Origin of the sequence: Bacillus sp. (in: firmicutes) (assembly GCF_031983925.1) — a bacterium.
In the GTDB taxonomy this organism is placed as follows: Bacteria; Bacillota; Bacilli; order Bacillales; family Bacillaceae_G; genus Bacillus_A; species Bacillus_A pacificus.
Map to the genome: position 1 here is coordinate 471,264 of NZ_DALYZR010000001.1, position 25,592 is coordinate 496,855.

General features: G+C 35.2%; 23 protein-coding genes, 1 pseudogene and 2 other annotated features (1 of these 26 only partly in view). Of the genes and pseudogenes, 18 read left to right on the top strand and 6 right to left on the bottom strand.

What is annotated here, in order from left to right:
* Positions 1 to 19: 19 nt before the first annotated feature.
* The 6 genes and pseudogenes from RTP99_RS02570 to RTP99_RS02595 all read left to right on the top strand — a co-directional run bounded on the left by RTP99_RS02570 (position 20) and on the right by RTP99_RS02595 (position 6,589).
* Entirely contained in the window at positions 20 to 961 is a 942-nt protein-coding gene (locus tag RTP99_RS02570; RefSeq protein WP_000521667.1) for an ROK family protein, read from the top strand.
* A gap of 272 nt (positions 962 to 1,233) precedes the next feature.
* Positions 1,234 to 2,046 (top strand): polyphosphate kinase 2 family protein, encoded by an 813-nt coding sequence (locus tag RTP99_RS02575; RefSeq protein WP_000427383.1) that lies wholly within the window; start codon positions 1,234 to 1,236, stop codon positions 2,044 to 2,046.
* Positions 2,047 to 2,222: 176 nt separating this feature from the next.
* A pseudogene (locus tag RTP99_RS02580) lies at positions 2,223 to 2,760 on the top strand (PadR family transcriptional regulator).
* 36 nt (positions 2,761 to 2,796) lie between these two features.
* Positions 2,797 to 4,554, top strand: coding sequence for an MFS transporter (locus tag RTP99_RS02585; protein WP_000438143.1), 1,758 nt, complete (start codon positions 2,797 to 2,799; stop codon positions 4,552 to 4,554).
* A 285-nt stretch (positions 4,555 to 4,839) separates the two neighbouring features.
* Entirely contained in the window at positions 4,840 to 5,175 is a 336-nt protein-coding gene (locus tag RTP99_RS02590) for a YrdB family protein (protein WP_000023130.1), read from the top strand.
* Between the two features lie 148 nt (positions 5,176 to 5,323).
* Positions 5,324 to 6,589, top strand: a complete 1,266-nt coding sequence (locus RTP99_RS02595; RefSeq protein WP_041184660.1) for an MFS transporter — start codon at positions 5,324 to 5,326, stop codon at positions 6,587 to 6,589.
* 50 nt (positions 6,590 to 6,639) lie between these two features.
* On the opposite strand, the gene RTP99_RS02600 is transcribed toward RTP99_RS02595, so the two are convergent.
* Complete coding sequence (locus RTP99_RS02600; RefSeq protein ID WP_001086301.1) at positions 6,640 to 7,623, bottom strand: ketoacyl-ACP synthase III; 984 nt, start codon at positions 7,621 to 7,623, stop codon at positions 6,640 to 6,642.
* Positions 7,624 to 7,798: 175 nt separating this feature from the next.
* On the opposite strand from RTP99_RS02600, the gene RTP99_RS02605 reads away from it, so the two are divergent.
* Both RTP99_RS02605 and hflX read left to right on the top strand, forming a co-directional pair.
* Entirely contained in the window at positions 7,799 to 8,353 is a 555-nt protein-coding gene (locus RTP99_RS02605; protein WP_000859753.1) for a hypothetical protein, read from the top strand.
* Positions 8,354 to 8,836: 483 nt separating this feature from the next.
* Positions 8,837 to 10,096 (top strand): GTPase HflX, encoded by a 1,260-nt coding sequence (gene hflX / locus RTP99_RS02610; protein ID WP_046646891.1) that lies wholly within the window; start codon positions 8,837 to 8,839, stop codon positions 10,094 to 10,096.
* 41 nt (positions 10,097 to 10,137) lie between these two features.
* On the opposite strand, the gene RTP99_RS02615 is transcribed toward hflX, so the two are convergent.
* Entirely contained in the window at positions 10,138 to 11,778 is a 1,641-nt protein-coding gene (locus RTP99_RS02615) for a peptide ABC transporter substrate-binding protein (protein WP_000725774.1), read from the bottom strand.
* 222 nt (positions 11,779 to 12,000) lie between these two features.
* On the opposite strand from RTP99_RS02615, the gene RTP99_RS02620 reads away from it, so the two are divergent.
* The 4 genes from RTP99_RS02620 to RTP99_RS02635 all read left to right on the top strand — a co-directional run bounded on the left by RTP99_RS02620 (position 12,001) and on the right by RTP99_RS02635 (position 15,650).
* Positions 12,001 to 13,212 (top strand): MFS transporter, encoded by a 1,212-nt coding sequence (locus tag RTP99_RS02620; RefSeq protein ID WP_001149430.1) that lies wholly within the window; start codon positions 12,001 to 12,003, stop codon positions 13,210 to 13,212.
* Positions 13,213 to 13,222: 10 nt separating this feature from the next.
* Complete coding sequence (gene cysK / locus RTP99_RS02625) at positions 13,223 to 14,140, top strand: cysteine synthase A (RefSeq protein ID WP_000762260.1); 918 nt, start codon at positions 13,223 to 13,225, stop codon at positions 14,138 to 14,140.
* A gap of 79 nt (positions 14,141 to 14,219) precedes the next feature.
* Positions 14,220 to 14,732 (top strand): GNAT family N-acetyltransferase, encoded by a 513-nt coding sequence (locus RTP99_RS02630; RefSeq protein WP_000771306.1) that lies wholly within the window; start codon positions 14,220 to 14,222, stop codon positions 14,730 to 14,732.
* A gap of 93 nt (positions 14,733 to 14,825) precedes the next feature.
* Positions 14,826 to 15,650, top strand: coding sequence for a DUF4037 domain-containing protein (locus tag RTP99_RS02635; protein ID WP_000420654.1), 825 nt, complete (start codon positions 14,826 to 14,828; stop codon positions 15,648 to 15,650).
* A gap of 40 nt (positions 15,651 to 15,690) precedes the next feature.
* Here the strand turns inward: RTP99_RS02635 and RTP99_RS02640 are convergent, their stop codons facing one another.
* Entirely contained in the window at positions 15,691 to 17,325 is a 1,635-nt protein-coding gene (locus RTP99_RS02640; RefSeq protein WP_000107870.1) for a putative polysaccharide biosynthesis protein, read from the bottom strand.
* Between the two features lie 220 nt (positions 17,326 to 17,545).
* Positions 17,546 to 17,768 (top strand) — a binding site (T-box leader).
* A gap of 300 nt (positions 17,769 to 18,068) precedes the next feature.
* Here RTP99_RS02640 and RTP99_RS02645 point away from each other — a divergent pair.
* A complete protein-coding gene (locus tag RTP99_RS02645; RefSeq protein WP_001088180.1) occupies positions 18,069 to 19,406 on the top strand; it encodes a sodium-dependent transporter in 1,338 nt (445 codons plus the stop codon).
* A 35-nt stretch (positions 19,407 to 19,441) separates the two neighbouring features.
* Here RTP99_RS02645 and RTP99_RS02650 read toward each other — a convergent pair whose 3' ends face one another.
* The gene (locus RTP99_RS02650; protein WP_000726884.1) at positions 19,442 to 20,146 is read right to left on the bottom strand and encodes a polysaccharide deacetylase family protein; all 705 of its coding nucleotides are present in this window, start codon (positions 20,144 to 20,146) and stop codon (positions 19,442 to 19,444) included.
* A 326-nt stretch (positions 20,147 to 20,472) separates the two neighbouring features.
* On the opposite strand from RTP99_RS02650, the gene RTP99_RS02655 reads away from it, so the two are divergent.
* The 5 genes from RTP99_RS02655 to RTP99_RS02675 all read left to right on the top strand — a co-directional run bounded on the left by RTP99_RS02655 (position 20,473) and on the right by RTP99_RS02675 (position 23,704).
* On the top strand, positions 20,473 to 20,736 hold the full coding sequence (locus RTP99_RS02655; RefSeq protein WP_000878311.1) for a CD3324 family protein: 264 nt from the start codon (positions 20,473 to 20,475) through the stop codon (positions 20,734 to 20,736).
* Between the two features lie 160 nt (positions 20,737 to 20,896).
* Positions 20,897 to 21,583 carry a DUF421 domain-containing protein gene (locus RTP99_RS02660; protein WP_001015537.1) on the top strand — a complete coding sequence of 229 codons (687 nt, stop codon included), beginning with the start codon at positions 20,897 to 20,899 and terminating at the stop codon, positions 21,581 to 21,583.
* Positions 21,584 to 21,693: 110 nt separating this feature from the next.
* Complete coding sequence (locus tag RTP99_RS02665) at positions 21,694 to 22,335, top strand: FusB/FusC family EF-G-binding protein (protein ID WP_000387088.1); 642 nt, start codon at positions 21,694 to 21,696, stop codon at positions 22,333 to 22,335.
* 163 nt (positions 22,336 to 22,498) lie between these two features.
* A complete protein-coding gene (locus RTP99_RS02670; protein ID WP_001106808.1) occupies positions 22,499 to 23,281 on the top strand; it encodes an RCC1 domain-containing protein in 783 nt (260 codons plus the stop codon).
* A 222-nt stretch (positions 23,282 to 23,503) separates the two neighbouring features.
* Complete coding sequence (locus tag RTP99_RS02675; protein WP_000476275.1) at positions 23,504 to 23,704, top strand: hypothetical protein; 201 nt, start codon at positions 23,504 to 23,506, stop codon at positions 23,702 to 23,704.
* Positions 23,705 to 23,866: 162 nt separating this feature from the next.
* Here RTP99_RS02675 and msrA read toward each other — a convergent pair whose 3' ends face one another.
* Together msrA and RTP99_RS02685 are read right to left on the bottom strand one after the other, a co-directional pair.
* On the bottom strand, positions 23,867 to 24,403 hold the full coding sequence (msrA, locus tag RTP99_RS02680; protein ID WP_001291900.1) for a peptide-methionine (S)-S-oxide reductase MsrA: 537 nt from the start codon (positions 24,401 to 24,403) through the stop codon (positions 23,867 to 23,869).
* A gap of 90 nt (positions 24,404 to 24,493) precedes the next feature.
* Positions 24,494 to 25,252, bottom strand: a complete 759-nt coding sequence (locus RTP99_RS02685) for an SDR family oxidoreductase (RefSeq protein ID WP_000911811.1) — start codon at positions 25,250 to 25,252, stop codon at positions 24,494 to 24,496.
* Positions 25,253 to 25,453: 201 nt separating this feature from the next.
* Positions 25,454 to 25,592 (top strand) — a binding site (T-box leader) (it continues 107 nt past the right edge of the window).

The window sequence follows — 25,592 nt, forward strand, 5'->3', positions numbered from 1 at the left end:
AAGTAGGAAGGGGAGAAATATGGGGAAGTACGTTGCTTGTTTTGATATTGGAGGAACTTTTATAAAATATGCAATGATTGATGAACAAGGAATAGTACATGAACAAGGGAAAATAAAAACACCAGTACAAAGTCAAAAGAAAGAAATTTTGTATCGCATTTGTGAAGTAATATATGAGTTTGAAAAGAGCTATAAAATTCATTCTGTAGGTGTATCATCGTGTGGGATTATCGATAATATCAAGGGGGAAGTTCTGTATTCTGCCAATATTTCGGGATATAGCGGTACAAAAATAGCAGATTACATTTATAGTGAGACAGGGTATGTGGCGAGTATTGAAAATGATGTTCGTTCAGCTTGTCTCGGTGAAATGTGGAAAGGAGTAGGGCAGGGGAAAGAACATATTGTTTTAATCACACTTGGAACCGGGATTGGTAGTGGAATCATTACAAATGGCAAAATGCTTCAGGGAGTGAAAGGATTAGCAGGAGAGCTTGGTCATATGATAATTGTTCATAATGGAGAAAAATGTAGTTGTGGTGGAGAGGGATGTTATGAGAGATATGCATCGACTTCGGCATTGATTCGTCAGTATAAAGAAGCATCAAAAATTCAAGGGCTAGAGATAGGCACAATCACAGGTGAAGAAATTATAGAACGTATGTACAGAGGAGAACGATTGGCAAAGGATGTATATGAGCAGTTTCTACAGTATGTTGTTGCTGGTTTAGTAAATATTACTTATATATTTAACCCCGAATTAATTATTATTGGGGGAGGTATTACAGAGCAAGGTGAACCATTTTTGAAACAAATTCAAGAAAGGTTCCATGACAAAATAATGGATATCTATCAAAATAAGGTGGAAATCGCTTTAGCATCATTACATAATGATGCTGGTGTATATGGAGCTTGTTATGTAGCGTTGAATCAATGTGAGGAAAAATCAATGAATATATAATTTTAGAAGATATTTATCGAGAATAGTTAACACGTAGAGCTTTTTATTTTCAAACAACCATTATCTTGTTTATATATCAGCTGATGGTTGTTTTTGTTTGAAATATTAATAGGAATATACATTTGTTGATGATGTGCTATAAAATATGTACGGATGTGATTTATCATTTCGGTTCTCGATTTGAAGTATAAGTCAAAAGGAATATAATTATGAAGAAATTACCAAAAAGTATGGTAAGATAACATTGTCATACAACAAGGGGGATTTGTTTTATGGAAAATGGAGTTCTTGCTAAAGTAGATGTAACGAAAAGAATTGAATCGAAATCTAAGTACAATAAGAAACTTGAAAAATATCAAAGGCGCTTATTAGCGTTGCAGCAAATTGTAAAAGAAGAAAAAATTGCAGTTATGCTCGTTATGGAAGGCTGGGATGCGGCTGGAAAAGGCGGAGCGATTAAACGAGTGACAGAGCACCTTGATCCGCGTGGGTTTCAAGTAAATCCAATTGGAGCACCAGCACCTCATGAGAAACGGTACCATTACTTGCAACGTTTCTGGCGGAAACTACCTCAGTACGGGCAAATTACTATTTTCGATCGCTCGTGGTACGGCCGCGTGTTAGTTGAGCGTGTTGAAGGTTTTGCTACAAAGGAAGAGTGGATGAGAGCGTATGGTGAGATTAATGATTTTGAAAAACTACTAACAGATGATCATTATATAATCGGGAAGTTTTTCTATCATATTAGTAAAGATGAACAGTTAAAGAGGTTTAAAGATAGAGAGAATAATCCTTTAAAAAGATGGAAAATTACAGATGAAGATTGGCGTAACCGTGAAAAATGGGACGAGTATGTTGAAGCAATGGAAGACATGTTTGAAAAAACAAATAAGCCAAATGCAAAATGGCAAATAATCGCGAGCAACGATAAATTATACGCACGTTTGAAAACGTTGAAAGTGATTATTTCGTTAATTGAGGATTATTTTGTAGAGCATGGTATAGAATTGCCTTCTTATTATTATGAAATGAAAGAAGGTAAGACGGAAGACTTTGAAACGAATCAAGATGTAGTTGTAAAATAGTACAAGGTTTACATATGAAATATAAAGTAGAGATACCCTGTAATTTGGAACAACAAAATTACAGGGTATTTTTTATTTAGAAACATTTTACAATTAACAGAATAAGGTATATAATCAATAATCATATTAACAATGTTAATATGATTATTGATTATATGCTATGTGGGGGTCTTATTTTGAAGGGAAGAGATGTTGTTTTAGGTTTGTTGATGGAAAAAGAATTATCTGGTTATGATATTAAAATTGTGTTTGAAGACGTATTTACTCATTTCTTTGATGGAAGTTTTGGAATGATCTATCCAACGTTACGACAGTTGGAAAAAGAGGGGAAAATAAAAAAAGAAGTTGTTATGCAAGAAGGGAAACCAAATAAGAAAATGTACTTTATTACAGATGAGGGGCGTGAAGAGTTTTATCAATACATGCAAACGGATGTAGAGAAAGATGTTTTACGTTCAGATTTTTTAATGAGGATGTATTTCGGTAATTATAGCGATGATCAGGCGATAAAAAAATGGATTAAGGACGAAATTGAAAGGAAAGAAGCATACATTGCGGATCTACGTCTGAAATATGAAAAGTGGAGAGAAGGTATTACTTTTGTTGAGGAAATTTCACTCGATGTAGGTATCGCATCGTATAGTGCTCAAGTTGAGACATTGAAAAGAAAACTAGAACAATTAGAAACAAAAAAACAATAAAACAGAAGAATGAAAAGCACGTTCACAATAAATAAAGGGGTGGATGAATATGGAGCAATCAAAGGGTATTAAGATTGTCCTTTTAATGTGTTTAGGTATATTTCTTTGTATGATTGATACGACTATTATGAATATAGCTTTGCCAGCGATACAAACGAGTGTAAATACTTCATTGGAAAAGATGTCTTGGGTATTAAATGTTTATACAATGACAATAGCAGTACTTGCTATCCCACTAGGGCGGATAGCTGATATCTTTGGAAAAGCAAAGATGTATATTCTTGGTTTGGTGATTTTTGGTGGCGGGTCAGTACTGTGTGCTTTTGCTAATACGGGAGATTTTCTTATCTTTTCTCGCTTTATCCAAAGTGTAGGGGCAGCGATTTTATTTCCAACTAGTATGGTAATTGGTGTATCAGCTATGCCGTTAGCTAAGAGGCATGTTGCACTTGCAATTTTAGGCGTAACACAAGGTCTGTCAGCTGCAATGGGACCAGTAATAGGTGGAATTATTACACAAAATTTCGGTTGGAGATGGGTGTTCTTCGTAAATGTTCCAATTTGTATTCTTGGAATCCTTTTATGCTGCACTATGTTAAAAATAAAAAATGAAGAACGTATTATCTCAAAAATAGATTGGGTAGGACTACTATTAAGTAGCTTAGCAATTTTTTCTTTTACTCTCATATTAGTAAAAGGAAATACATGGGGATGGCAAAGTAATATAGCTTTGTCTTGTTATGCACTTAGTACTATTTCTCTTATTCTATTTGTTCTAGTAGAGCGAAAGATTCATAATCCGATGGTGAATTTAAATTTATTTAAAGATCGAATGTTTGTCGGAGCATCTATCGTTGTCATATTAAGTAATGTATTTTTAATTGGAGTTACTGTATTACTTCCAACATTCTTAACGAAAATACAAGGTCGAACGGAAATTGAAGCAGCTTTTTTAGTGACACCTATTTCAGTAATGATATTTTTTGTCTCACCAGCTGCAGCAACTTTAATTAAAAAACTCGGAAAAGTAACTATTATTTTATCAGGCTTTCTTGTTATGGGCCTATCTTATTATTGGTTGCAAATGATTGATGTTAATTCAACAAATATAGAAATTATTATTCCATGTATGATATTAGGTGCTGGATATGGTTTAGTAGTAGGGCCAATTACAGTTTTAAGTGCGTCTTCGTTTGAAGGAGAATTATTAACTGCTTCTCAAAGTGTTGTATCGATGTTACGACAAGTTGGAATTGTATTAGCGGTCGCAATATTTGTATCTAACTTAACTCACAACTTAACTGTAAATAAAGAGAATGTATATCGTTATGCAGAAGAAAAGGTGCGTAATATTCATGTGAGTAGTGTCGAGCAAGCTGAGATATTACAAGTAACAAAAGAAAAAATAGAGAATCAAAGTATAGAAACGAATGTAGAAAAGCATCAAAATGAAAAATTTGTAGGGTTAAATAAAGAGAAAAAAGACGAATTAATTCACCAAAAAGTAGATGAAGTATTAAATGCTGTTCCAGTAGAATATAGAGATATAAAAAGAGAAGAAGTTATGAATCAAGTGACAAATGAAGTTGAAAAACAAGAAGAAAGTATAAAGAAAGAAGTACGTGCATTTTCGAACGATGTGAATCATTATGCTAAGAATCAGATGGCTATGAGTTTTACAGATTTATATAAAGCGAGTGTGCCAATTATTTTACTCTTTGCTTTAGTGAGTTTGTTATTTTGGGAAGGGAAAGCTTTGAGTAAAAGAAGGGAAAAAAGGGTAGTAGGGGGATTGGAAGGGAAATAGGCCAAACATGAATTTTATTCTAATTATTGAAAGTTGGCTATTAACAAAGGAAAGAACTCCACGGACGAAACATGAATGGCGGAGTTCTTTCCTTTGTGCTTATAGACATATGTGTCACTATCATGAAGTATTTACTCTCATTCATTATCAGCCAAAATCAAAGATGAACTGAATAGTATGAATAAGTATTTTTACATACAATGAATAGGTACGTATCAAGTTCAAATATAGGATGCATAATATTACTTTTATAGGATTCTACATATGTTTTCAAGGAGGTTGTATATGTCTATAAAACATATAAATCTGGGGATTCGATTTTTTCTAGAATTATGTGCTCTTGCATCACTATGTTATTGGGGCTTTCAATTTTTTTGGAATGTATATGGGAAATATGTTTTTGGTATTGGTTCACCACTACTTTTTGCAATAATATGGGGGCGGTTCATTGCACCTAAAGCATCATTAAAATTGCCAGAACCATATAGGTTTATGCTAGAAATCATCTTGTTTGGAGTTAGCTCTGTTGCTCTATATGTTGTTGATCAAAAATCCTTTGCTATTATTCTTGCCGTGTTATTTATAATAAATCGCACTTTAATCATTGTCTGGAAACAGTAAATTTACTACAGTATCTATATAAAATTACATGTCATGTAGTTTTATATTGTATTTTAATAATACAAAAGAGCGGTGTTAAAAATTAGAGGATTTTGTTGTTCTATAGTACATTAACAAAGGGGATTAGTTTTATAGAGAGGATGAGGAAATAATAGATACAGCAGATGTTTCAATAAGCAATCGTATGTATACAGAAGATGAGCAACAAAAATTATACAAACGAACGTTAATAATCGTAAGTATTTCACAAATGTTCGGCGGAGCAGGATTGGCTGCTGGCATTACGGTAGGTGCACTTCTTGCGCAGCAAATGCTAGGGACAGATGCATTTGCAGGTTTACCGGCTGCTATGTTTACGATGGGATCGGCGGTAGCGGCTTTCTTTGTTGGGAAGTTATCACAAAAGTATGGTCGCCGCGTAGGGCTTGCAGCAGGTTTTATAGTAGGCGGACTAGGAGCTATTGGCGTTGTGTTGGCAGCTTTAATAAATAGTATTATTCTTTTACTAGTTTCTTTACTCATATATGGCGCGGGCACAGCTACAAATTTACAAGCGCGTTATGCTGGAACGGATTTAGCGAATAAGAAGCAAAGAGCAACTGCTATTAGTATTACGATGGTAATGACGACTTTTGGTGCGGTCGCAGGTCCCAATTTAGTAGGTGTAATGGGAAGGTTTGCTCATTCAATTGGAATTCCTGAACTTGCTGGTCCGTTCATATTATCAGCAGCTGCATTTATACTGGCGGGTCTTGTACTATTTGTTATGCTTCGTCCCGATCCGTTACTTATTGCTAATATGATAGAATCATATAAACAAGAACATACATATAAAGGCCAACCGGTAACAGAAGAAGCGAAAGAAAATAAAAGAGGCATTACAGTTGGAGCTATCGTAATGATACTTACGCAAATCGTGATGGTTGCGATTATGACGATGACGCCAGTGCATATGGGACACCACGGTCATGGATTAAGTGCAGTAGGACTTGTGATTGGTTTTCATGTGGGTGCAATGTATCTTCCGTCTCTTGTTACAGGAATGTTAATTGATAAAATCGGTAGAACTACGATGAGTATAGCAGGCGGAGTAATTTTACTAGCAGCAGGTGTCATAGCGGCGATAGCGCCAAGTGATTCTTTAATACTATTAATTGTTGCTTTGTCATTACTTGGATTAGGATGGAACCTCGGTTTAATAAGTGGTACGGCTCAAATTGTTGATGCAACTATCCCTTCCACACGTGCAAAGACACAAGGGAAAATAGATGTGTTTATTGCGCTAGCTGGAGCTTCAGGTGGAGCGATGTCAGGAATGGTAGTGGCGAATTCAAGTTATGCGGCATTATCATTAGCTGGAGGGGGGTTAGCTTTCATGCTTATTCCTGTTGTGATATGGTCCCGAAAAGGATAACGAAATTGAAGTGAGGTTCTAGTTACTAACTAGAACCTCTTTTTATAAACTTAAATTAAATCCCACTTCACAATAAGCCCTAAATGCGTAAGACCACCGCCAAATCCGTATAGTAAAAGTGTGTCTCCGTTACTTAATTTTCCATCTTTTCTAGCTAAATCTAGTGCGAGTGGAATAGAGACGGAAGATGTATTCCCCATAAATTCCACACTCGTTAATGTTTTTTGTATTGGAATTTGAGATTTTTCACAAATAGATTCGATCATTCGTAAATTAGCACTATGAGGAATGAACCAGTCTATATCATCCTTTTGCATATTTGCGGTATGTAATAGTTCTTTTATCCCTGTTGGCACCGTGCGTGTTGCCCATTTATATACTTCTCTTCCATTTTGCACGATTTTTTCATTTGTTTGCAGTGGTGTACCATTCATAGTTGTAGATAAGTTTGTTCTGTATAGATGAATACCACCGTCCCCATTTGTTCCCATGTGTGCGGCAATAAAGCTTGGTTTGTTTTCATCTCTTTCTAATAAAATAGCTCCAGCACCATCGCCAAATAAAATGCAGGTCGTTCTATCGGTGTAATCAGTAACTTTTGATAATGTCTCTGTCGCTATAACAAGTACTTTTTTATGTGATCCAGAAGTAATCAAGCTATTACCGACGTGCAAGCCATATGTGAAACCAGCGCAAGTGGCATTTAAATCAAATGCTATTGTATGAGGTATGTTGAAGTATTGTTGTATTTGGCAAGCAACACTAGGGAAAACGTAATCAGCAGTAGTAGTAGCGACAATGATACAGTCGACATCTTCTAAGTTTTTCTTATATGTTGTACATAAATTTTCAATTGCTTTAATGGCTAAGTGTGAGGAGTATTCTTCTTCGCTAGCAATCCTTCTTTCCTTCATTCCTGTTCTTTGTACAATCCATTCATCATTCGTATCGATCATTTTTTCTAAATCATTATTAGAGAGTATTTGATTTGGAACATGAGTACCAATTGCAGTAATACAAGATTTAGAATTCATAGGAACAGCTCCTAACTTTATTTTATAACCTGATACTAATATCAGGTTATAAAAATGTCAATATAGATTTTGGGTGTATTGAACGACTTAGCTTACTATGAAGGAATTTAGCGAGTGTTGTAAAAAATAATATACGAGAAGTTTTTAAAATTGATAATGAAGTGAGTTGAGCTCCTTGAAAACAGTTTTACGCATGTTGCCTGTTGTCATTATTTGTAGCTTTATTCTTATTATTTTTTCAGAGAAATCGTATGCTTGTGATTGTATTAACGTATCAGCAGAAGAGGCCTTTCAAAAAAACGATGTAGTGTTTGAGGGAAAAGTAATTGAGGTTGGAAGGAAAGAAGGGGTTGGAATTGAAGTATTATTTGAAGTGAAGAAAATTTGGAAAGGGATAAATTCTTCGCAAATTAGTGTATATACAAATGGTGGTGATTGTGTGTTTCACTTTGTGGAAGGAGGAGAGTACTTAATATATTCTTCTCAAAGAGGATCTGAAAAACAATTATACACAAATAGTTGTAGTGGAACGAAGAGATTAGATGAGGCAGGGGCGGACAAAGTTACTTTAAGTCAAATTGCAAAAGAATCTGTTCCGACAAAGAAAGTCGATTTAAAAGGTGGCATGTTGAACGTTTTAAGCTGGTGGCAAGTTGTTACTCTTTCTGTAGGTCTGTTACTGATAGTAGCTCTTGTGATTTTTATTGTAAGAAAAAAGCGCAAAAAATGACGATTAAAGTAAAAATACAAAGATTTTCTTTCAGTTTCTATAGGTGGTTTAACCTTGTGAAAGCGAATTACTTATGCTACACTTTATGTAACTTAAAATGAACGGAGGGGCTTCCTTTGATCTTAATCAGATTACGTCTCAATACTTTGTGCCAATAATTGAATAGCGCTCAAAGGCTCTGTCTGTGTGCAGAGTGAACGGGATTGGTCTGCCTATTTTAAAGGAACCCTTTATTAAGCTTATATGTGAAAAAGAGGGAGGGACGAATACGCCCTCTTTTTGTTTTGCCTTTATAAATAGAATGGGATCGTATAGGTGAACACTTATAGTGGATACGTATACGATCTTGGGACTTTTTAACTATGAGATAGGATGAAAGCACAACTTTCTTCTATTTCTTTGGTGAACCCTTATCCGTTTACGAAAACACAGGCAGCGACCTGTGTTTTTTATTTTACGTAATCGAAATGGAGGAATAAATATATGGAAGAATTATTACAAAGAGCAGTTTTAGTTGGAGTAAATTTAGGTAATGAGGATGATTTTGCATATTCGATGGAAGAGCTAACGAATCTTGCAGAAGCTTGTGATGTAGAGGTAATTGGACAAGTGACGCAAAATTTACAACGTGTAAATCCATCCCATTATATTGGAAAAGGAAAGATTGAAGAAGTAGCAGCCTATGTAAATGAAGTAGGTGCGAATATGGTAATCTTTAATGACGAATTATCGCCTTCTCAAATTCGAAATTTAGAAGCAGATTTAGATTGTAAAGTAATTGACCGTACCATATTAATTTTAGATATTTTTGCGCAACGTGCGAAAACGAAAGAAGCGCAGTTGCAAGTAGAAGTGGCCCACCTTCAGTATATGATGCCTCGTTTAATTGGTCTTCGTGAATCGTTAGGAAGACAGAGCGGCGGTGTTGGTACGAAAAATAAAGGTGTCGGTGAGAAGAAATTAGAGTTGGATCGTCGTAAAATTGAAGAACAAATTTCAGTTTTAAATAAAGATTTAGAAGCTCTTGTTGCGCAGCGTCAAACGCAGCGAAAACAACGTAAGAAAAATGAAATTCCTGTTGTAGCATTAGTAGGTTATACGAACGCGGGAAAATCAACGACGATGAATGCGATGCTTGAAATTTACAATGGTACAGAAGAAAAACAAGTATTTGAAAAAGATATGTTATTCGCGACGTTAGAAACATCGGTGCGAAATATTGATTTGCCAGATAACAAATCATTTTTATTAACGGATACAGTTGGATTTGTAAGCAAATTACCGCATCACCTTGTGAAAGCGTTCCGTTCAACGTTAGAAGAAGTAGCGGAAGCAGACCTACTTATTCACGTTGTAGATTACGCAAATCCAAATTACGAACAGTTAATTGATATTACAAATGAAACGTTAAAGAAAATTGGAGTAGAAAATATTCCAACCATTTATGCTTATAACAAATCAGATATGGTAGATGTTGAAATTCCAAAAGTACAAGAAGACCGCGTTTATTTATCAGCGAAGAAACATGTTGGGATAGAAGAGCTTGTCGAAATGATTCGTTCACACATTTATAAAGAGTATACGAAGTGTGAAATGTTAATTCCATATGATCAAGGACAGGTAGTTTCTTATTTCAATAATCATGCGCACGTCCTATCTACGAGTTATGAAAACGAAGGTACGAAACTAGAAGTAGAATGTAAGACGAGCGATTACGAAAAGTATAAGCGTTTTGCAATGTAATAAAAAAGGCGATCCTAATATGTTTTAGGATCGCCTTTTTCTTATTCTGTAATAGAGGCCCACTTATAAGAAAAAATTCCTGCAAATGGACGAACAACAACATCTTTTACTGTTGGACGTTCTAAATATACGAGTCCTGATTGGAAGATTGGAGCGATAGCTGCATCATCTTCAAGTAAGATTTTCTCAGCATCTTGGAACGCTTTCCAACGTGCTGGTAAGTCAGTTACTAAAGTAGAGCTCGTTTTCTCAATTAATTCGTCGTATTGTTTGTTTGAGTAACTCATCTTATTAAACGGTCCGTCTGTAACGAACATATTTAAAAATGTTGTAGGATCAGGATAATCTGGTCCCCATGTAGAAAGTGAAATGTCATAATCACCATTTCCTTCACGATCTAAAAATGCTTTTACTGGAAGGGGGTGTAATGTGATTTTTAAGCCAGGTAAGTTTTTCTCTAGTTCACCTTTTAAAAACTCACTAATTTTTTTATCGTTAGATTCATCAGTTGTTATGATTGAAAGAGAAGCGTTTTGTAAATTTGTTTCTTTTTTCGCAGTTTCCCATAGTGTTTTAGCTTCTTTCACATTTGTTTCTACTTTTACATTACTTGTACTGCGAAAATCTTTATTGTCAGGTCCTTTTACGAATCCTTTCGGAACGAATGCATTCGCAGGTATAGAACCATTGTTTAAAATCGTTGTTGCGATTCCTTGTTTATCAAAAGCAAGAGAAATAGCTTTACGAGCATTTTTGTTTGCTAATAAAGGATTCTTTTGACTAAATCGGAAAAACGTCACAGAAGGACGTTCCATTTTCTTTAAGCTCGGATCTTTTTGATACTTATCAACAAACTCTGAATTAATTGTAATTCGGTCTACTTGTTTGCTTTCAAATAAATTAACAGCTGTTGAAGTATCTTTTACGATATTTACATTAATTTCATTTAACTTCACATTTTTATTATCCCAATAGTTCGGGTTTTTCGTCATTTTATAACTTGTATCATGTTTCCATTCGCTTAATTGAAACGGCCCGTTATAAACTACATTTGCAGCTTCAAGTCCGTAATTTTTCCCTTGTGCTTCTACAACTTTTTGGTTTTGAGGATAAAATGTTGCAAACCCCATTAAACCTAAAAAGTATGGAACAGGGTGTTCTAACTGTACTTCAAGTGTTTTATCATCAATTGCCTTTACACCAAATGAATCAATTGGTAATTCTTTTTTATTTATTTTTTCAGCGTTTTTAATATCGAACATAATGTGTGCGTATTCAGAAGCAGTTTCTGGATTTACGGCACGTTTCCATGCATATTCAAAATCATGAGCAGTTACTGGATCGCCATTTGACCATTTTGAATCGTGTAATATAAATGTATATGTTTTTCCGTCTTCACTCAGTTTGTATGATTCAGCAGCTGCAGGAACAGGTTTATTGTCAGGACCAGGCATATATAATCCTTCCATTACGTTGTTTAATGCAGCGTAAGAAAACCCATCGGTTGCGACAGATGAATCAAGTGTAGAAATTTCCCCAGCTTCTACAATGTTTAATACTTGTTTCGAAGATTCTTTTTTCTTCTCCCCGGTAGTTGTTGCCTCTTGTTTTTGACCACATGCTGTTAAAAACATAGATAATGTGATTGAGAGTGCAACGATCCCTTTTGCTTTTTTCTTCATATTTGTCAACCTTCCCTTCATCTCTGCCTTAGTATAAAAGAAAATATAGAAAATTTCTATAAATAAATCCGATAAAGCATATAGAAAAAATGTATTATGTAAGAAGTGATATTTCTGGAAAAAGAAATGAAACCAGTATAGAATAGAAATGTTTCAAAAGTCAGAATTTATTACACCTACTGTAATAAATATATATTTTGTACAGGAAGGAGAGATTCATATATGCAGGCAGTTTCGCAAAAAAACACGGTAGAAACACCGACAATATATCGAATATTATTTGCGATTAGCTTCGGTCATTTTTTAAATGATTCGATGCAAGCAGTTGTGCCCGCTTTATTTCCTATTTTGGAAAAAACGATGAATTTATCCTATATGCAAGTAGGGTGGATTGCGTTTGCATTAAATATGACGTCATCGATTATGCAGCCAGTTTTTGGTATGTATTCGGATAAGAAGCCGTCACCATTTTTATTACCGCTCGGTATGTTTTCAAGTATGCTCGGGATGATCGGACTTGCATTTGCACCGAATTTTATTATTGTTATTATTTCTGTTTTATTTATCGGATTAGGTTCCGCAGTCTTTCATCCAGAAGGTGCCCGAGTGGCTTATATGGCGTCCGGTGCAAAACGGGGATTAGCGCAAGCGATTTATCAAGTGGGAGGAAATACAGGGAATTCTCTAGCTCCTATTTTTACAGCGTTAATTTTCGTTCCGCTCGGTCAAATTGGTTCTTTAGGTTTTACAGCCTTTGCAGCGGTAGGCATTGTGTTATTAATTTTCGTATCAAATTGGTATAGAAATGAATTAGCAACTGGCGCTGTGAGAAGAAAAAAGAGGGCTGCGCTTGAGGCGGAACATGCGATTGTAAGTACACATATTAAATTTGTTATTTTACTTCTTGTTTTTCTTACTTTTGTACGCTCTTGGTACGGTGCTGGTATCGGGAATTTTTATCAATTTTACTTAATTGAGCATTACGGTTTATCGATAAAAAATGCTCAGTATTTCGTATTCGCATTTATGATTGCTGGTGTGTTAGGAACTTTCTTCGGTGGTCCATTAGCAGATCGATTTGGAAAGAAAACAATTATTGTATTTTCAATGCTAGGTTCAGCGCCACTCGCACTTTTATTACCTCACGTTTCGCTCGTGTGGGTCGTACCGCTATTTTTATGTATCGGTTTTATTAGTTCAAGTAGCTTTAGTGTAATTGTTGTATATGCGCAAGAGCTTGTTCCTGGAAAAGTAGGAATGGTATCAGGATTAATTGTAGGGCTTGCGTTTGGACTCGGCGCTTTAGGCTCTGTAGTTCTTGGGAAATTGGCTGACATATATAGTCTACAATTCATTATGTTACTATGTAGTTGTCTACCATTAATTGGACTTACTTCATGGTTACTACCAAATGATAAGAAAACGATAGAATAGGGGATACGCTATGAAATTATGTGAAAACGTAACAGAATTAATAGGAGATACACCTGTCGTCAGATTATCTAAATTTATTCCAGAAGACGCAGCAGATGTGTATGTAAAACTAGAAATGTTTAATCCATCACGCAGTGTGAAAGACCGTGCTGCCTATAATTTACTGCATGTTGCAGAAGAGAATGGTCATATCAAACCAGGAGATACAATTATTGAGCCAACAAGTGGTAATACAGGGATAGGTTTAGCGATGAACGCGGCTGCAAAAGGGTATAAAACGATTTTAATTATGCCGGATAATATGTCTAAAGAAAGAATTAACTTATTGAAAGCATACGGAGCAGAAGTAGTTTTAACACCAGCAGAACAAAGAATGCCAGGAGCAATTGCGAAGGCGTTAGAATTGCAAAAGCAAATTCCAAATAGTTTTATTCCGCAGCAATTTGAAAATCCAGCAAACCCGAATATTCACCGTTATACGACTGCACTTGAAATTTATGAACAAATGGATGGAGAGCTTGATGCTTTTGTAGCAACTGCTGGAACGGGTGGAACTATTACAGGGACTGGAGAAACGTTAAAAGAGAAACTACCAAACTTATATATCGCAGTAGTAGAACCGAAAGGATCTCCCGTACTATCGGGAGGTGTTCCAGGTCCTCATAAACTAGTAGGAACAAGTCCGGGATTTATCCCGAAAAACTTAAATACAGAAGTGTATAACGAAATTATTCAAATTGCAGACGAAGAGGCTTTAACGACAATGAGAAACTTAGCTAGACAAGAGGGATTGTTAGTTGGGCCGTCTTCAGGCGCTTCTGTTTACGCAGCGATTATGATCGCAAAACGCTTAGGCGCTGGTAAAAAAGTTTTATGTATTGCACCTGATACAGGGGAGCGGTATTTGAGTATGGGATTATTTGAATGAAAATGATAAAAACACCTTACTCGTGAAATTGTTACGAGTAAGGTGTTTGTTTTAGGTTGTAAAGAGGGGGAGAATAAAAATGAAACTATTAAAACCAACACATGAATATAGTGGAGAAATTATGGAATATAAACATGCGTTTTTACAATCAGGAGAACAACCACATGGCAGTAGTTCTTTACAAAATTTTGATTCTCTCGATGATTGGTTTGAAAAAGTGAATATACAAGAACTTGAGGAAAACTTAAAAGCTAATCGAGTACCATCTAGTCAATTTTTAAGTTTTGAAAAAGGGGAACTTATAGGTTTTGTGAATATTAGACATCGATTAAACGAAGAATTATTGCGGGAAAGTGGTCATATTGGATATAGTGTACATCCAAATAAACGTCGTCAAGGTTACGCGACAAAACAATTGAAACTCGCATTATATGAAGCGCAAAAGTTAGGGTTGCAGAAAGTGTTAATAACTTGCGATAAAGCTAATATTGCTTCGGCTAAAACGATTCAAAAGGTTGGCGGTGTGCTAGAAAATGAAGTAGTTTCTTCTCATACTGGGGAAATTGTTCAGCGTTATTGGGTAGAAATATGATTTAGTGGAACATTGAAAAGGGAGTGCAATGCATAATATCGAAATAGATAAATGAAAAGTTAAATGTGTACTGCAATTATAGGGGGAAATGAAGTGGAATTAAAAGAGAAAGCAATAGAAATGTCGGAGGTTTATAGGCAAAATCCGAAAGTGGAGGCTATTATTTTAGCTGGTTCAGTAGCTAGAAAGCTAGAAGATGAACATTCAGATATAGAACTACATATTTTATGGTCAATGCCACCAGAGGATGAGGATCGTAAAGGGCCTATTAACTATATTGGTGGAACAATTTTGTCATACCATCCTTACGAGGAAGAAGAATGGTCAGAAACATATTTGACGAAAGAAGGAATTAAATTAGAGATTAGTAACTTTTTAACAGAAACAGTAGAGAAAGTTATTGAGGATGTGGTGGTTCAATATGATATAAGTTATGAAAAACAATGTATCGTATCATCCATTCATGACGGTGCTAGTTTGTATGGAGAAGAGAAAGTACATGAATTAAAAGATAGGGTGTTGGCATATCCAGAAGACCTAGCGAAACGGATGATTTCAGAAAATCTTTGGTTAAGCAATCGCTGGCATAATCGAGAGGCTCTTTTAAAGCGAAAAGATTGGCTTATGCTATATGATGTTATTTGTGAAGCGCAAAGAAATATATTTGGGGTCTTATTTGGTTTGAATAAAATGTATGTACATCACCCAGCGTTTAAATGGATGCCATATAATGTGGAACGAATGATTATTAAGCCTGAAAACTTATATGAGCGTATGACGAATACGTTAATAGGGAAACCGGAGTATAGTATACAGGAGTTAGGAGTGTTAATCGAGGAGCTATTACAGTTAGTAGAACACCATGCTCCGGAATTACATATTGCTGAACAGCAAAAGCGTATTCAATATGCGAAATAAAAAACAAAGAGATGTAACCCTTGTTACATCTCTTTGTTTTTTATTTTACTAATTTCCCCAGTATAGGTAAGCGTTGAATTCTATCACCGAGAATATGTGAAGCAAGTCCACTAGTTAATACGAATAAAAGGTAAACAAGTCCTCCTACAGCGCCGCATATAACAACAATGAGAAGTGATTCGATATAAGATTGTCCAGGAATTAACCATGTTAAAATTGATTTTAATGCCATCACAACAGCAGACATTGCTGCGGAGTAAATTGTAATAAGAAATACTGTTTTTGCTGTCTCACCAATTTTAAATTTCGCAAACTTAACGATGCAGTACAACATAATACTATTGGAAACGAGGTATCCAAGAATGGTTCCAAGTACAGCACCGTGTCCGCCAAATAAATGTAAGAGCGGTGTATTTACTACAACTTTAACGAGAATCCCGGCTGAGAATGCAATCATTGTTTTTCTTTGATAATCGATTCCTTGTAAAATAGCTGCTGAAACTGTGAAAATCGCACTTAATATAGCAGACGGTGCGAATGAAATTAAATATTGTGATCCACCAAGTGCGATTTCAGGATTTACATAAACCATGCGGAATGCATCGTAAGCGATGCTAGCAAGACCAAATGCAGCCGGGATCGTGAAGAATAACAAGACTTGAAATATCTTTGAAATTTGTTCTTGTAATTCTTCTAATTTCCCGCTTGTATAAGATTTCGTTATAGCCGGAATGATCGTTAAGGAGAATCCAGTTGCAAGTGAAGCTGGAATCATAATTAACTTTTGGGCATAGTTCGTTATATAAGCGAAAACTGCATTTGCTGTTTCTAACGGCTCTCCCATCGCTCTAAGGACATCAGCTACAGTATATTGATCTACTAACGTGTAAAGTGGAATTGCGATGCCGACAAATACAATTGGGATTGCATAGCGAAGTAATTCTATATAAATATTTTTTAATGGGATATTGGATGCTCTTGATTTTAATTCACCTTCGGGAGGTTTTAACCCATTATATTTTTTCCAGTACATCATTAAAATAGAAACGCTTGCAAGTGCTCCAATAACAGCACCAAACGTAGCAACTGCAACCGAAGAAGCTACTGAACCCCCTAATAATTTTGAGACGATGAAGCTACCAACTAAAATGAAAACAACACGTGCAATTTGTTCCACGACTTGAGAAACAGCACTTGGCTTCATATGTTGAAAACCTTGGAAATAACCACGTGTAACACTCATAGCTGGTACGATAATAAGTGCAAAACTTAATGCTCGCATCGTAAGTGTTACGTCAGCGATAAATTGTGGATCTGGCGTTTTCGAGCGAATAATAAATTGTGATATGTACGGTGCTCCAATAAATAAAATTAAAAATCCTAAAAATCCCATAAACAACATTAATTTTACACTAGAGTTGTATAATTTTTTGCTTGTACTATAATCACCAAGCGCATTATGCTTTGCAACGAATTTGGAAACGGCAATAGGAATACCCGCTGTTGAAAAGCTTAATAAAATACCGTACCAAGAGTATGCATATCCATATAAAGCAACCCCTTGCGTTCCAACTAGTAATTGAAAAGGGAAGAAGTATATAAAACCTAATATACGTGAAATCATTGTGGCCCCGCTTAATAAAGCAGTTCCTTTTAAAACTTTTGACGTAGACAAAATTATTTCCTCCTACTCTTGCTGTCTTGCATTCATCGTATACTACTATAAACCTGCTAGGGAAGTTAATACAGTATAAACCATAAATGTTCTAATACTATTCATTTAAAAGTCATATTTTGAATTTTTAAATAGAATGTAATACATAAAAATTCAAAATATAAGTTGACACTATTTTTAATGTATGATAAAAATGATAGTAATCAATTCGGAAAATAATATTTGGGCAATGAAAGGGTATAGTAGTGAATATCTCCCTATTTCAGAGAGCTGATGGTTGGTGTGAATCAGTATATAGATTATTCATGAAGTTCGTCCTGGAGCATCTTTCATAAATCTCACATTATGAGGAAATGAAAGACGGTAGTTTATACCGTTATCAAATAAAGTGGTGAAGATTGTTTCACAACTAGGGTGGTACCGCGATATTTATCGTCCCTACGTATTTACGTAGGGACGTTTTTTATTTAGGTCTTACTTTGTTGTGGCTTCATAACTAGGGTGGTACCGCGATAATTTATCGTCCCTACGTATTTGCGTAGGGACGTTTTTTATTTAGGTCCTAACTTTGGTGTATCTTCATAACTAGGGTGGTACCGCGATATTTTTGTCGTCCCTACGTATTTACGTAGGGGCGTTTTTTATTAGTAGAGAGGAAGTGAACGTATTAGAAAAGAGTGTGGATAGAACAATATAAATACCGAATTGTAAAACAGAAAAAGATAAAGAGAGGAGATTAACAAATGAATTCACAGCAATGGACATCGAAATTAGGTTTCGTATTAGCTGCAGCAGGTTCAGCAATTGGTCTAGGGGCAATTTGGAAGTTCCCGTATATGGCCGGAATTGGAGGGGGCGGCGCGTTCTTCCTTATTTTCATCGGTTTCACATTATTAATTGGTTTACCGCTATTATTAGCTGAATTTGTTATCGGAAGAAGTACACAAAAAGAGGCCGTTGATGCGTATAGAGAAATCGCACCAAAAACACTATGGCCATGGTTAGGGAAATTAGGGATTGTAACATGTTTCATATTACTTTCTTTCTACAGTGTTGTAGGAGGCTGGATTTTATTATACTTATGGAATGCAATTACAGGTAGACTATGGGAAGGAAATGGGGCATACGAAGCTACGTTTGGTGAAATCATTTCTAATCCGTATTTAGCAGTTGGCTCGCAGCTATTATTCATCCTTATTACTATTTTTATCGTAAGTAAAGGTGTACAAAATGGTGTTGAAAAAGTAAATAAATATTTCATGCCAGCACTATTCGTTTTATTCTTTGTATTAATCGTTCGTGCACTTACGTTAGATGGTGCGGGAGAAGGAGTTCGTTTCTTCTTACAACCTGATTTCGCAAACGTAACATCAGAAGTCATTTTATATGCAATGGGGCAATCGTTCTTCTCGCTATCTGTCGGTGTAGCTGTTATGGTAACGTATAGCTCATACTTGCCGAAAGAAGAAAGCTTACCGCGTTCAGCATTTTCTATTGTAGCTTTAACACTTGTGATTACATTACTTGCAGGACTTGCAATTTTCCCAGTAGTGTTCGCATTTGGAATGGAACCATCTCAAGGACCGGGGTTATTATTTATCGTACTGCCAGCTATTTTCAGTAAAATGGCATTTGGAAAATTATTCTTCATTGTTTTCTTATTACTATTCTTCTTTGCTACTATTACATCAGCGATTTCGATGTTAGAAATTAGCGTGGCATCTTTAACTGCAAAAGGTAAAGGGAAACGTGAAAAAATGGCTTTAATCGTAGGTTTATTAATCTTCGTTGTAGGAGTACCGTCAGCATTGTCATTTGGTATATTAAGCGATCTGAAGATTTTCGGAAAGACAGTCTTTGATTTAGCGGATTATGCAGTTAGTAACGTACTCATGCCACTGGGTGTTTTATTAGTTTCTATCTTTGTTCCTTTAAAAATGAAGAAAGATGTATTAATGAGAGAGCTTGGTGTAAGTAAAAATAAAGGCTATAAATTGTTTGTATTATGGTTATTCTTACTTCGCTTCATCGCACCAATTGCGATTATTATCGTATTCTTAAATGTACTTGGCATTATTTAAAAACGGTAGCGTATCGCTCTGGATACGCTACCGTTTTATTTTGCTCTTTTTTGCAATTCATTTACTGTTACGAACTGATAGCCCTTTTTAGTTAAAGAGTCTAAAATACCTTCTATGGTCTGTAAATTTTCATTAGACTCATCATACATAGAGTGCAGTAAAATGATAGAACCTGGTTTTACATTTTTATTAACATATTCAATTTTATCAGTTGCAGATTTATAAAAAGTATCAGGTTCAAGGTCCCAGGTGATTGTTTCGATATTGTTTTTCTTTAAATAATAGGGCAGGCCAATTAGTTTTTTCCCGTTAGGTGGTCTAAAATCAATTGCGCCTGTAAATCCTGTTTGGCGGATTAATGAATTTGTTTTTTCGATTTCTTCTTTAATAAAAGAAGGTGTTTTAAAAACCATTCTGTTATGAGAATATGTATGGTTTCCAATTTGGTGTCCAGATTGTACGATAGCTTCTCCTAACGATAGGTTTTTCTCTAATTCATTTCCGATTAAAAAGAAAGTAGCTTTTGCATTGTATGTATCTAGTAGCGGTAATATTTGTTTTACATTGTTAGTAGGGCCATCATCAAAAGTTAAAGCAATCACTTTTTCATTTGTTTCTACTCGATTTGTTAAATCTCCAAACAATTGAAAGCTTCTTGCATTCATCAATTTGTATGTTCCAAATAATGCTACAGTAATACTGAATAATGTAACGATTGTAATGATTATTTTCTTTTTCATAAAGCAACCTCACTATACTTTTCGATTGGACTAAAAAGTATTATATCAAACTAAGTAGTTTCATGCTTTAAAAAGGATGTGGATGCAAGAGGAAGGAATTTATCATATAATGTAATGAAAAAGGTATATTAGGAGGTGTTTACATGGCGATTACAATTCAATTGCCGGACACTGCAGCGTCTCATGCAAAGCCAAGTATGGAAATGGCGATACTTTGCGTGAGGTAGACAAGTAATATACAATCGCCTAAATGAGCTCGTATCATTTTTTATATTTGGCTTTGCACCTTATTGAAATGAACCATAAAAAATAAGGGGCGAGCAGAAATGAAATACGTTAAAGCAGCGACGGTTTTACCAGAAAGTTTAATTGTTGAAATTCAAAAGTATATACAAGGTGAAACAATTTACATTCCAAAACAAGAAACAAAACGTTATAAATGGGGTACACGATCTGGAGGAAGAAAACAGTTAGATGAAAGAAATAAAGCGATTAAAGAAGCGTTTAAAAGCGGAATTGCTATTCATCAACTTGCAGAAGAGTATTTTCTTTCCGGAGAAACGATTAAAAAAATTGTGTATTCTAAATAAGAGAAAAAGAGTCTGATGCAAATGTTATTTTGCATCAGACTCTTTTTGTTTTATATGTATTGGATATATGGACTGTGACAGGGCATACTAATAGAAAAAATGTGCCGTTTTTTTATTAAAAGTTATACCGAGCACTTGAAAAGTAGAAAGGTGAGCTTCTATGAATCATATTGGACAAATAACGATAGAGCTTTTAGTTGGCTTTTTTGTGCTGTTAATTGCTACGAAAATATTAGGGAAAACACAAATATCACAGCTAACACCCTTTGATTTTATTTCTGCTATCGTCCTTGGTGAGCTTGTTGGAAATTCAATATATGACCCTAAAATTAAAGTGTGGTCTATTTTATACTCAGTATTTGTATGGGTAATTTTAATTTATTCAATAGAAGTGATAACGCAAAAAATAAGAGGAACAAGAAGGTTTTTTGAAGGGTATCCTTCCATTATTATTCGTAACGGAAAGATTGACCGAGAACAATTAAGTTCAAATCATTTGGATATTAATCAATTACAACAAATGCTTAGACAACAAAAAGATATTTTTTCAATTCGAGAAGTTGAATATATGATATTGGAACCTAACGGAAACATAAGTGTTCTGAAAAAGAGCGAATATGAATCTCCTACTATAAATGATTTAAGTTTAAAACATAAGCCTGTATACTTACCAATTTCATTAATTAGTGACGGAAAAGTAGTGAAAGATAATTTGAGAGAAGCTGGTTTTGATGAAGGATGGCTGTATAAGCAAATAAAACAAAAGGGGATTACTAAGTTTGAAGACGTATTATATGCGGAATGGAAAACAGATGATGGCTTCTTTTGTCAGGAAATGCAGCGGTAGAGTACAAGCTATGTATGTAATGTTTATTTCCAAGTTATCTTTTACATATCAAAAAACGTAATCATTGTATACAATAAAACTAGATCAACAATTTGTATGGAGTGATAAAGATGGAAGCATTTATTAGAAGTGATCAATACAATTTTATAAAATCACAAGCTTATAATTTAGCAAACGGGCATGCAACTGCAAATGATAGAGGTGTTATTCAAGCGTTAAAATCACTTGCGATTGAAAAGATAATACATGTATTTGAGAATTTAACAGATGAACAGAAAGAGTTAATCGATACGGTATTAACAGTTCAAAATAGAGAAGATGCAGAAGCATTCTTAATGAAAATAAATCCGTATGTCATTCCTTTTCAGGAAGTGACAGCACAAACATTAAAAAAATTATTTCCTAAAGCGAAAAAATTAAAACTTCCTGATATGGAAGAAATAGATATGAAAGAAATATCTTATTTAAGTTGGGTTGATAAGGGGTCAAGCAGGAAATTTATTATAGCGAAAAATGATAAAAATAAGTTTGTTGGTCTGCAAGGAACGTTCCAAAGTTTAAATAAAAAAAGCATTTGTTCATTATGTCATGGACATGAAGAAGTTGGGATGTTTTTAGTTGAAATTAAAGGTGATATACCAGGAACTTTCGTTAAAAAGGGAAACTATATTTGCAAAGATGGTGTAGCTTGTAATCAGAATATGAAATCACTTGATAAATTACATGATTTTATTGAGCGATTAAAGAAATAAAATGGAAGACCTCTAGTGCTTAAACTGGAGGTCTTTATTTTGGAAGAAGTAATAACAGGTTTCTTTTGTAGCTGTAGATTTATAAAAAAAGTCAGGTCATTTATAATGAAATTTGATGAAAATATCTAATTGGACACGGTTGTTTATATGCAAGGAGGTAAACATGAATTATATTTCACCGAAAGAAGAGGTATTAAAAGTGAAACGGTGGCCTAAAAATACGATAGCAGCAGGTCGTGGTCATACCGTTGCTCTTAAATCGGATGGCACAGTTGTGGCAGTGGGGCGAAATAAAGAAGGAGAATGCAATGTAAGCAGTTGGTGTGATATTGAAGCCGTCGCAGCGGGCAATGTTCATATGGCGACGAACACAGGTAATGCTCATACAATCGCTCTTAAAAGTAATAATACTGTGGAAGCGGTGGGATGGAATAAGCATGGTCAATGTGATGTGAACGACTGGCATAATATTGTAGCGGTAGCGGCTGGGTGGCGTCGTACCATTGGCCTTAAACTGGATGGAACGGTAATGGCAGTAGGGCGAAATAAAGAAGGAGAATGTAATGTAAGCAGCTGGCGAAATATTGTGGCTACGGCGGCGGGTGACTGGCATACAGTCGGTCTTAAAGTGGGCGGCACAGTGATGGGGGTGGGGAATAATCGATATGGACAATGCGATGTGAGCAGCTGGCGAGATATTGTAGCGGTAGCGGCTGGGTATCTTCATACTGTTGGCCTTAAAGTGGACGGCACAGTGATTGCAGTGGGGAATGATAAACATAACCAATGCGACGTAAGTGGCTGGCGAGGTATTGTAGCGATAGCAGCTGGTACGAATCATACAATCGGCCTGAAATCAGACGGCACGGTGGTAGCAGTAGGTGAAAATACATACGGTCAATGTGACGTAAGTAGCTGGCGTAACATCCGGTTGCCTGGAAAATAGTCAATTTACAATAAATCATTAGTAATATTATTCTATTTAGGAGTAATTATGGAATAGGATATGTAGAAAATAATTAAACTTAAATCTGCTGAATAAGAATCCCTTTTGAAAAGGGATTCTTATTGTTTTTCGTAAAATGATTGTCTAAATGGAATTTTTGAACAAACTTTATTGCAAAGTTGACAGTAGAAGAGATAAATAAAGTAAAGGGGAGAAAAAGGAATGTTTAAAAGGTTTTTACTTTCTTTACTGGATGTTTTACTTATATGTATCGTTCTCTACATAACATATACAAATTCTTTTAGTTTTGGAAAGATGTTAGTAATTTCAATTGCAATTGGAATTATTGGTGGTTTTATTATAAGAATATGTAAGGATTTATTTACTTTTATCCAGTGGACAATTGAACAAAAGAAGTCTTGACTATGCTTAATTGTTACTAGGAGGGGATGGAATGAATCAGAAAAAGAGTAGGGTGAAAAACGAGATAGTACTTTGGGCATTAACAGCTGTTGTTTTTATCATTGTATGGTACTTTTATCAAAAATAAAAACGCATCGTACTAAAAAGCACGATGCGTTTTTATTATTTTTTTTGCCAATTTTCTTTTATAAAGTCTTCACGGCCAGATTCTTTTTGCTCAGTAGCATATTTTTCTGGGTTCTTTTTATAGAAATGTTGGTGGTATTCCTCGGCTTCATAAAAAGGTGCAGCCGGGCGAATTTCAGTTACGATTGGCTCTTTAAACATACCGCTTTCTGCAAGAGCTTGTTTTGATTTTTCAGCAAGCTCTTTTTGTGTTTCGTTATGATAAAAAATAGCAGTGCGATAAGAGGGACCGCGGTCAAAGAATTGTCCGCCATCATCAGTTGGATCGATTTGTGGCCAATATAAATCTAGTAATTTTTTATACGGAAAAATAGAAGGATCGAATGTAATTTGTACAACTTCTAAATGACCAGATGTTCCAGCTTTTACTTGTTCATATGTTGGGTTTTCTACATGACCACCTGCATAGCCAGAACGTACTTTATGAATACCAGGAAGTTCATCAAATGGCTTTACCATGCACCAAAAGCAACCGCCTGCAAAGGTTGCGAGTTCGTATGTTTTTTCGGACATTGCTGTAATCCTCCTAAATATATATGTTTTATATAGTATTATACAATTTGTTTTATTGCGCAATAAAAAAGATTTGAAAATATATGTTTTTTATAAACAAGATCCTCCGCTCACATCAATTAATTGTCCAGTAACCCAGCGGCTGTCTGGAGAAGCAAGAAATGCGGCAGTATCGGCAATGTCTTCTACTTCACCTAAGCGATTGAAAGCGGAAATAGTAGTAGCGTACTGCTTCATCATTGGATCGCTCAAGAGTTCTGCATTCATATCCGTTTTAATAAACCCTGGAAGTATTGCATTCACCGTTATTCCTCGTGCTCCAAGCTGTTTTGCTAGTGTAAAAGTCATTGTATTAATAGCGCCTTTCGTCATACTATATGCAACAAAATCAGGTAAAGAAATGCGGGTCGCAGCGGATGAAATATTAATAATTCGGCTATTGTCACGTAAACGTGGAAGTGCTTGTTGAATGATAAAGAATGGTGCTTTTGCATTTACTGAAACCATTCTATCAAAAAATTGTTCAGTCGTTTCTTCAATAAAAGCACCAGGACCAATGCCAGCATTGTTTATTAAAATATCAAATTGTGTTTCACCAGTGCGCTTTTGTAATTCAGTATCTAAAGCGTTATAAAGGTTTTCTACACCGTGTAAGGATTCTAAATTTGCGCCGATAGAAAAAGCTTGACCACCCTCTGATCGAATTTCATGAACAGTTTCTTCAGCGTCATCTTTTCGATTACCGTAATGAACAGCAACCAATGCACCGTCATTTGCTAAACGTTTAGCGATCGCTCGTCCAATTCCTCGGCTTGCTCCTGTAACTAACGCTACTTTCCCTTTTAACATAGTCTCCTCATCTCCTCGTAAACTTTATAAGTTTTTCTTTATGTAGTAATGCAAACATACTTAAGTAATATATGAGTGTATGTAAGTAATGTATTCCAATTTTGATTTTTTTGAAAAAACATGTTGACAATGAAAAGAACAACGTCCTATAATACGTGTAACAAATAAAAGTTAATTAAGAATTTTCTAACTTTATATGTTATATATGCAAAGAAGAGGAAAGTAGATGGTTATGATCGTTTCAGAGAGCTGCTCCTAGGCTGTGAGAGTGGTAACAATCGAATCATTGAAGATCACCTCGGAGCATCGCTTGCGAAAGGGAAACTGAGTAGAGAGCGAC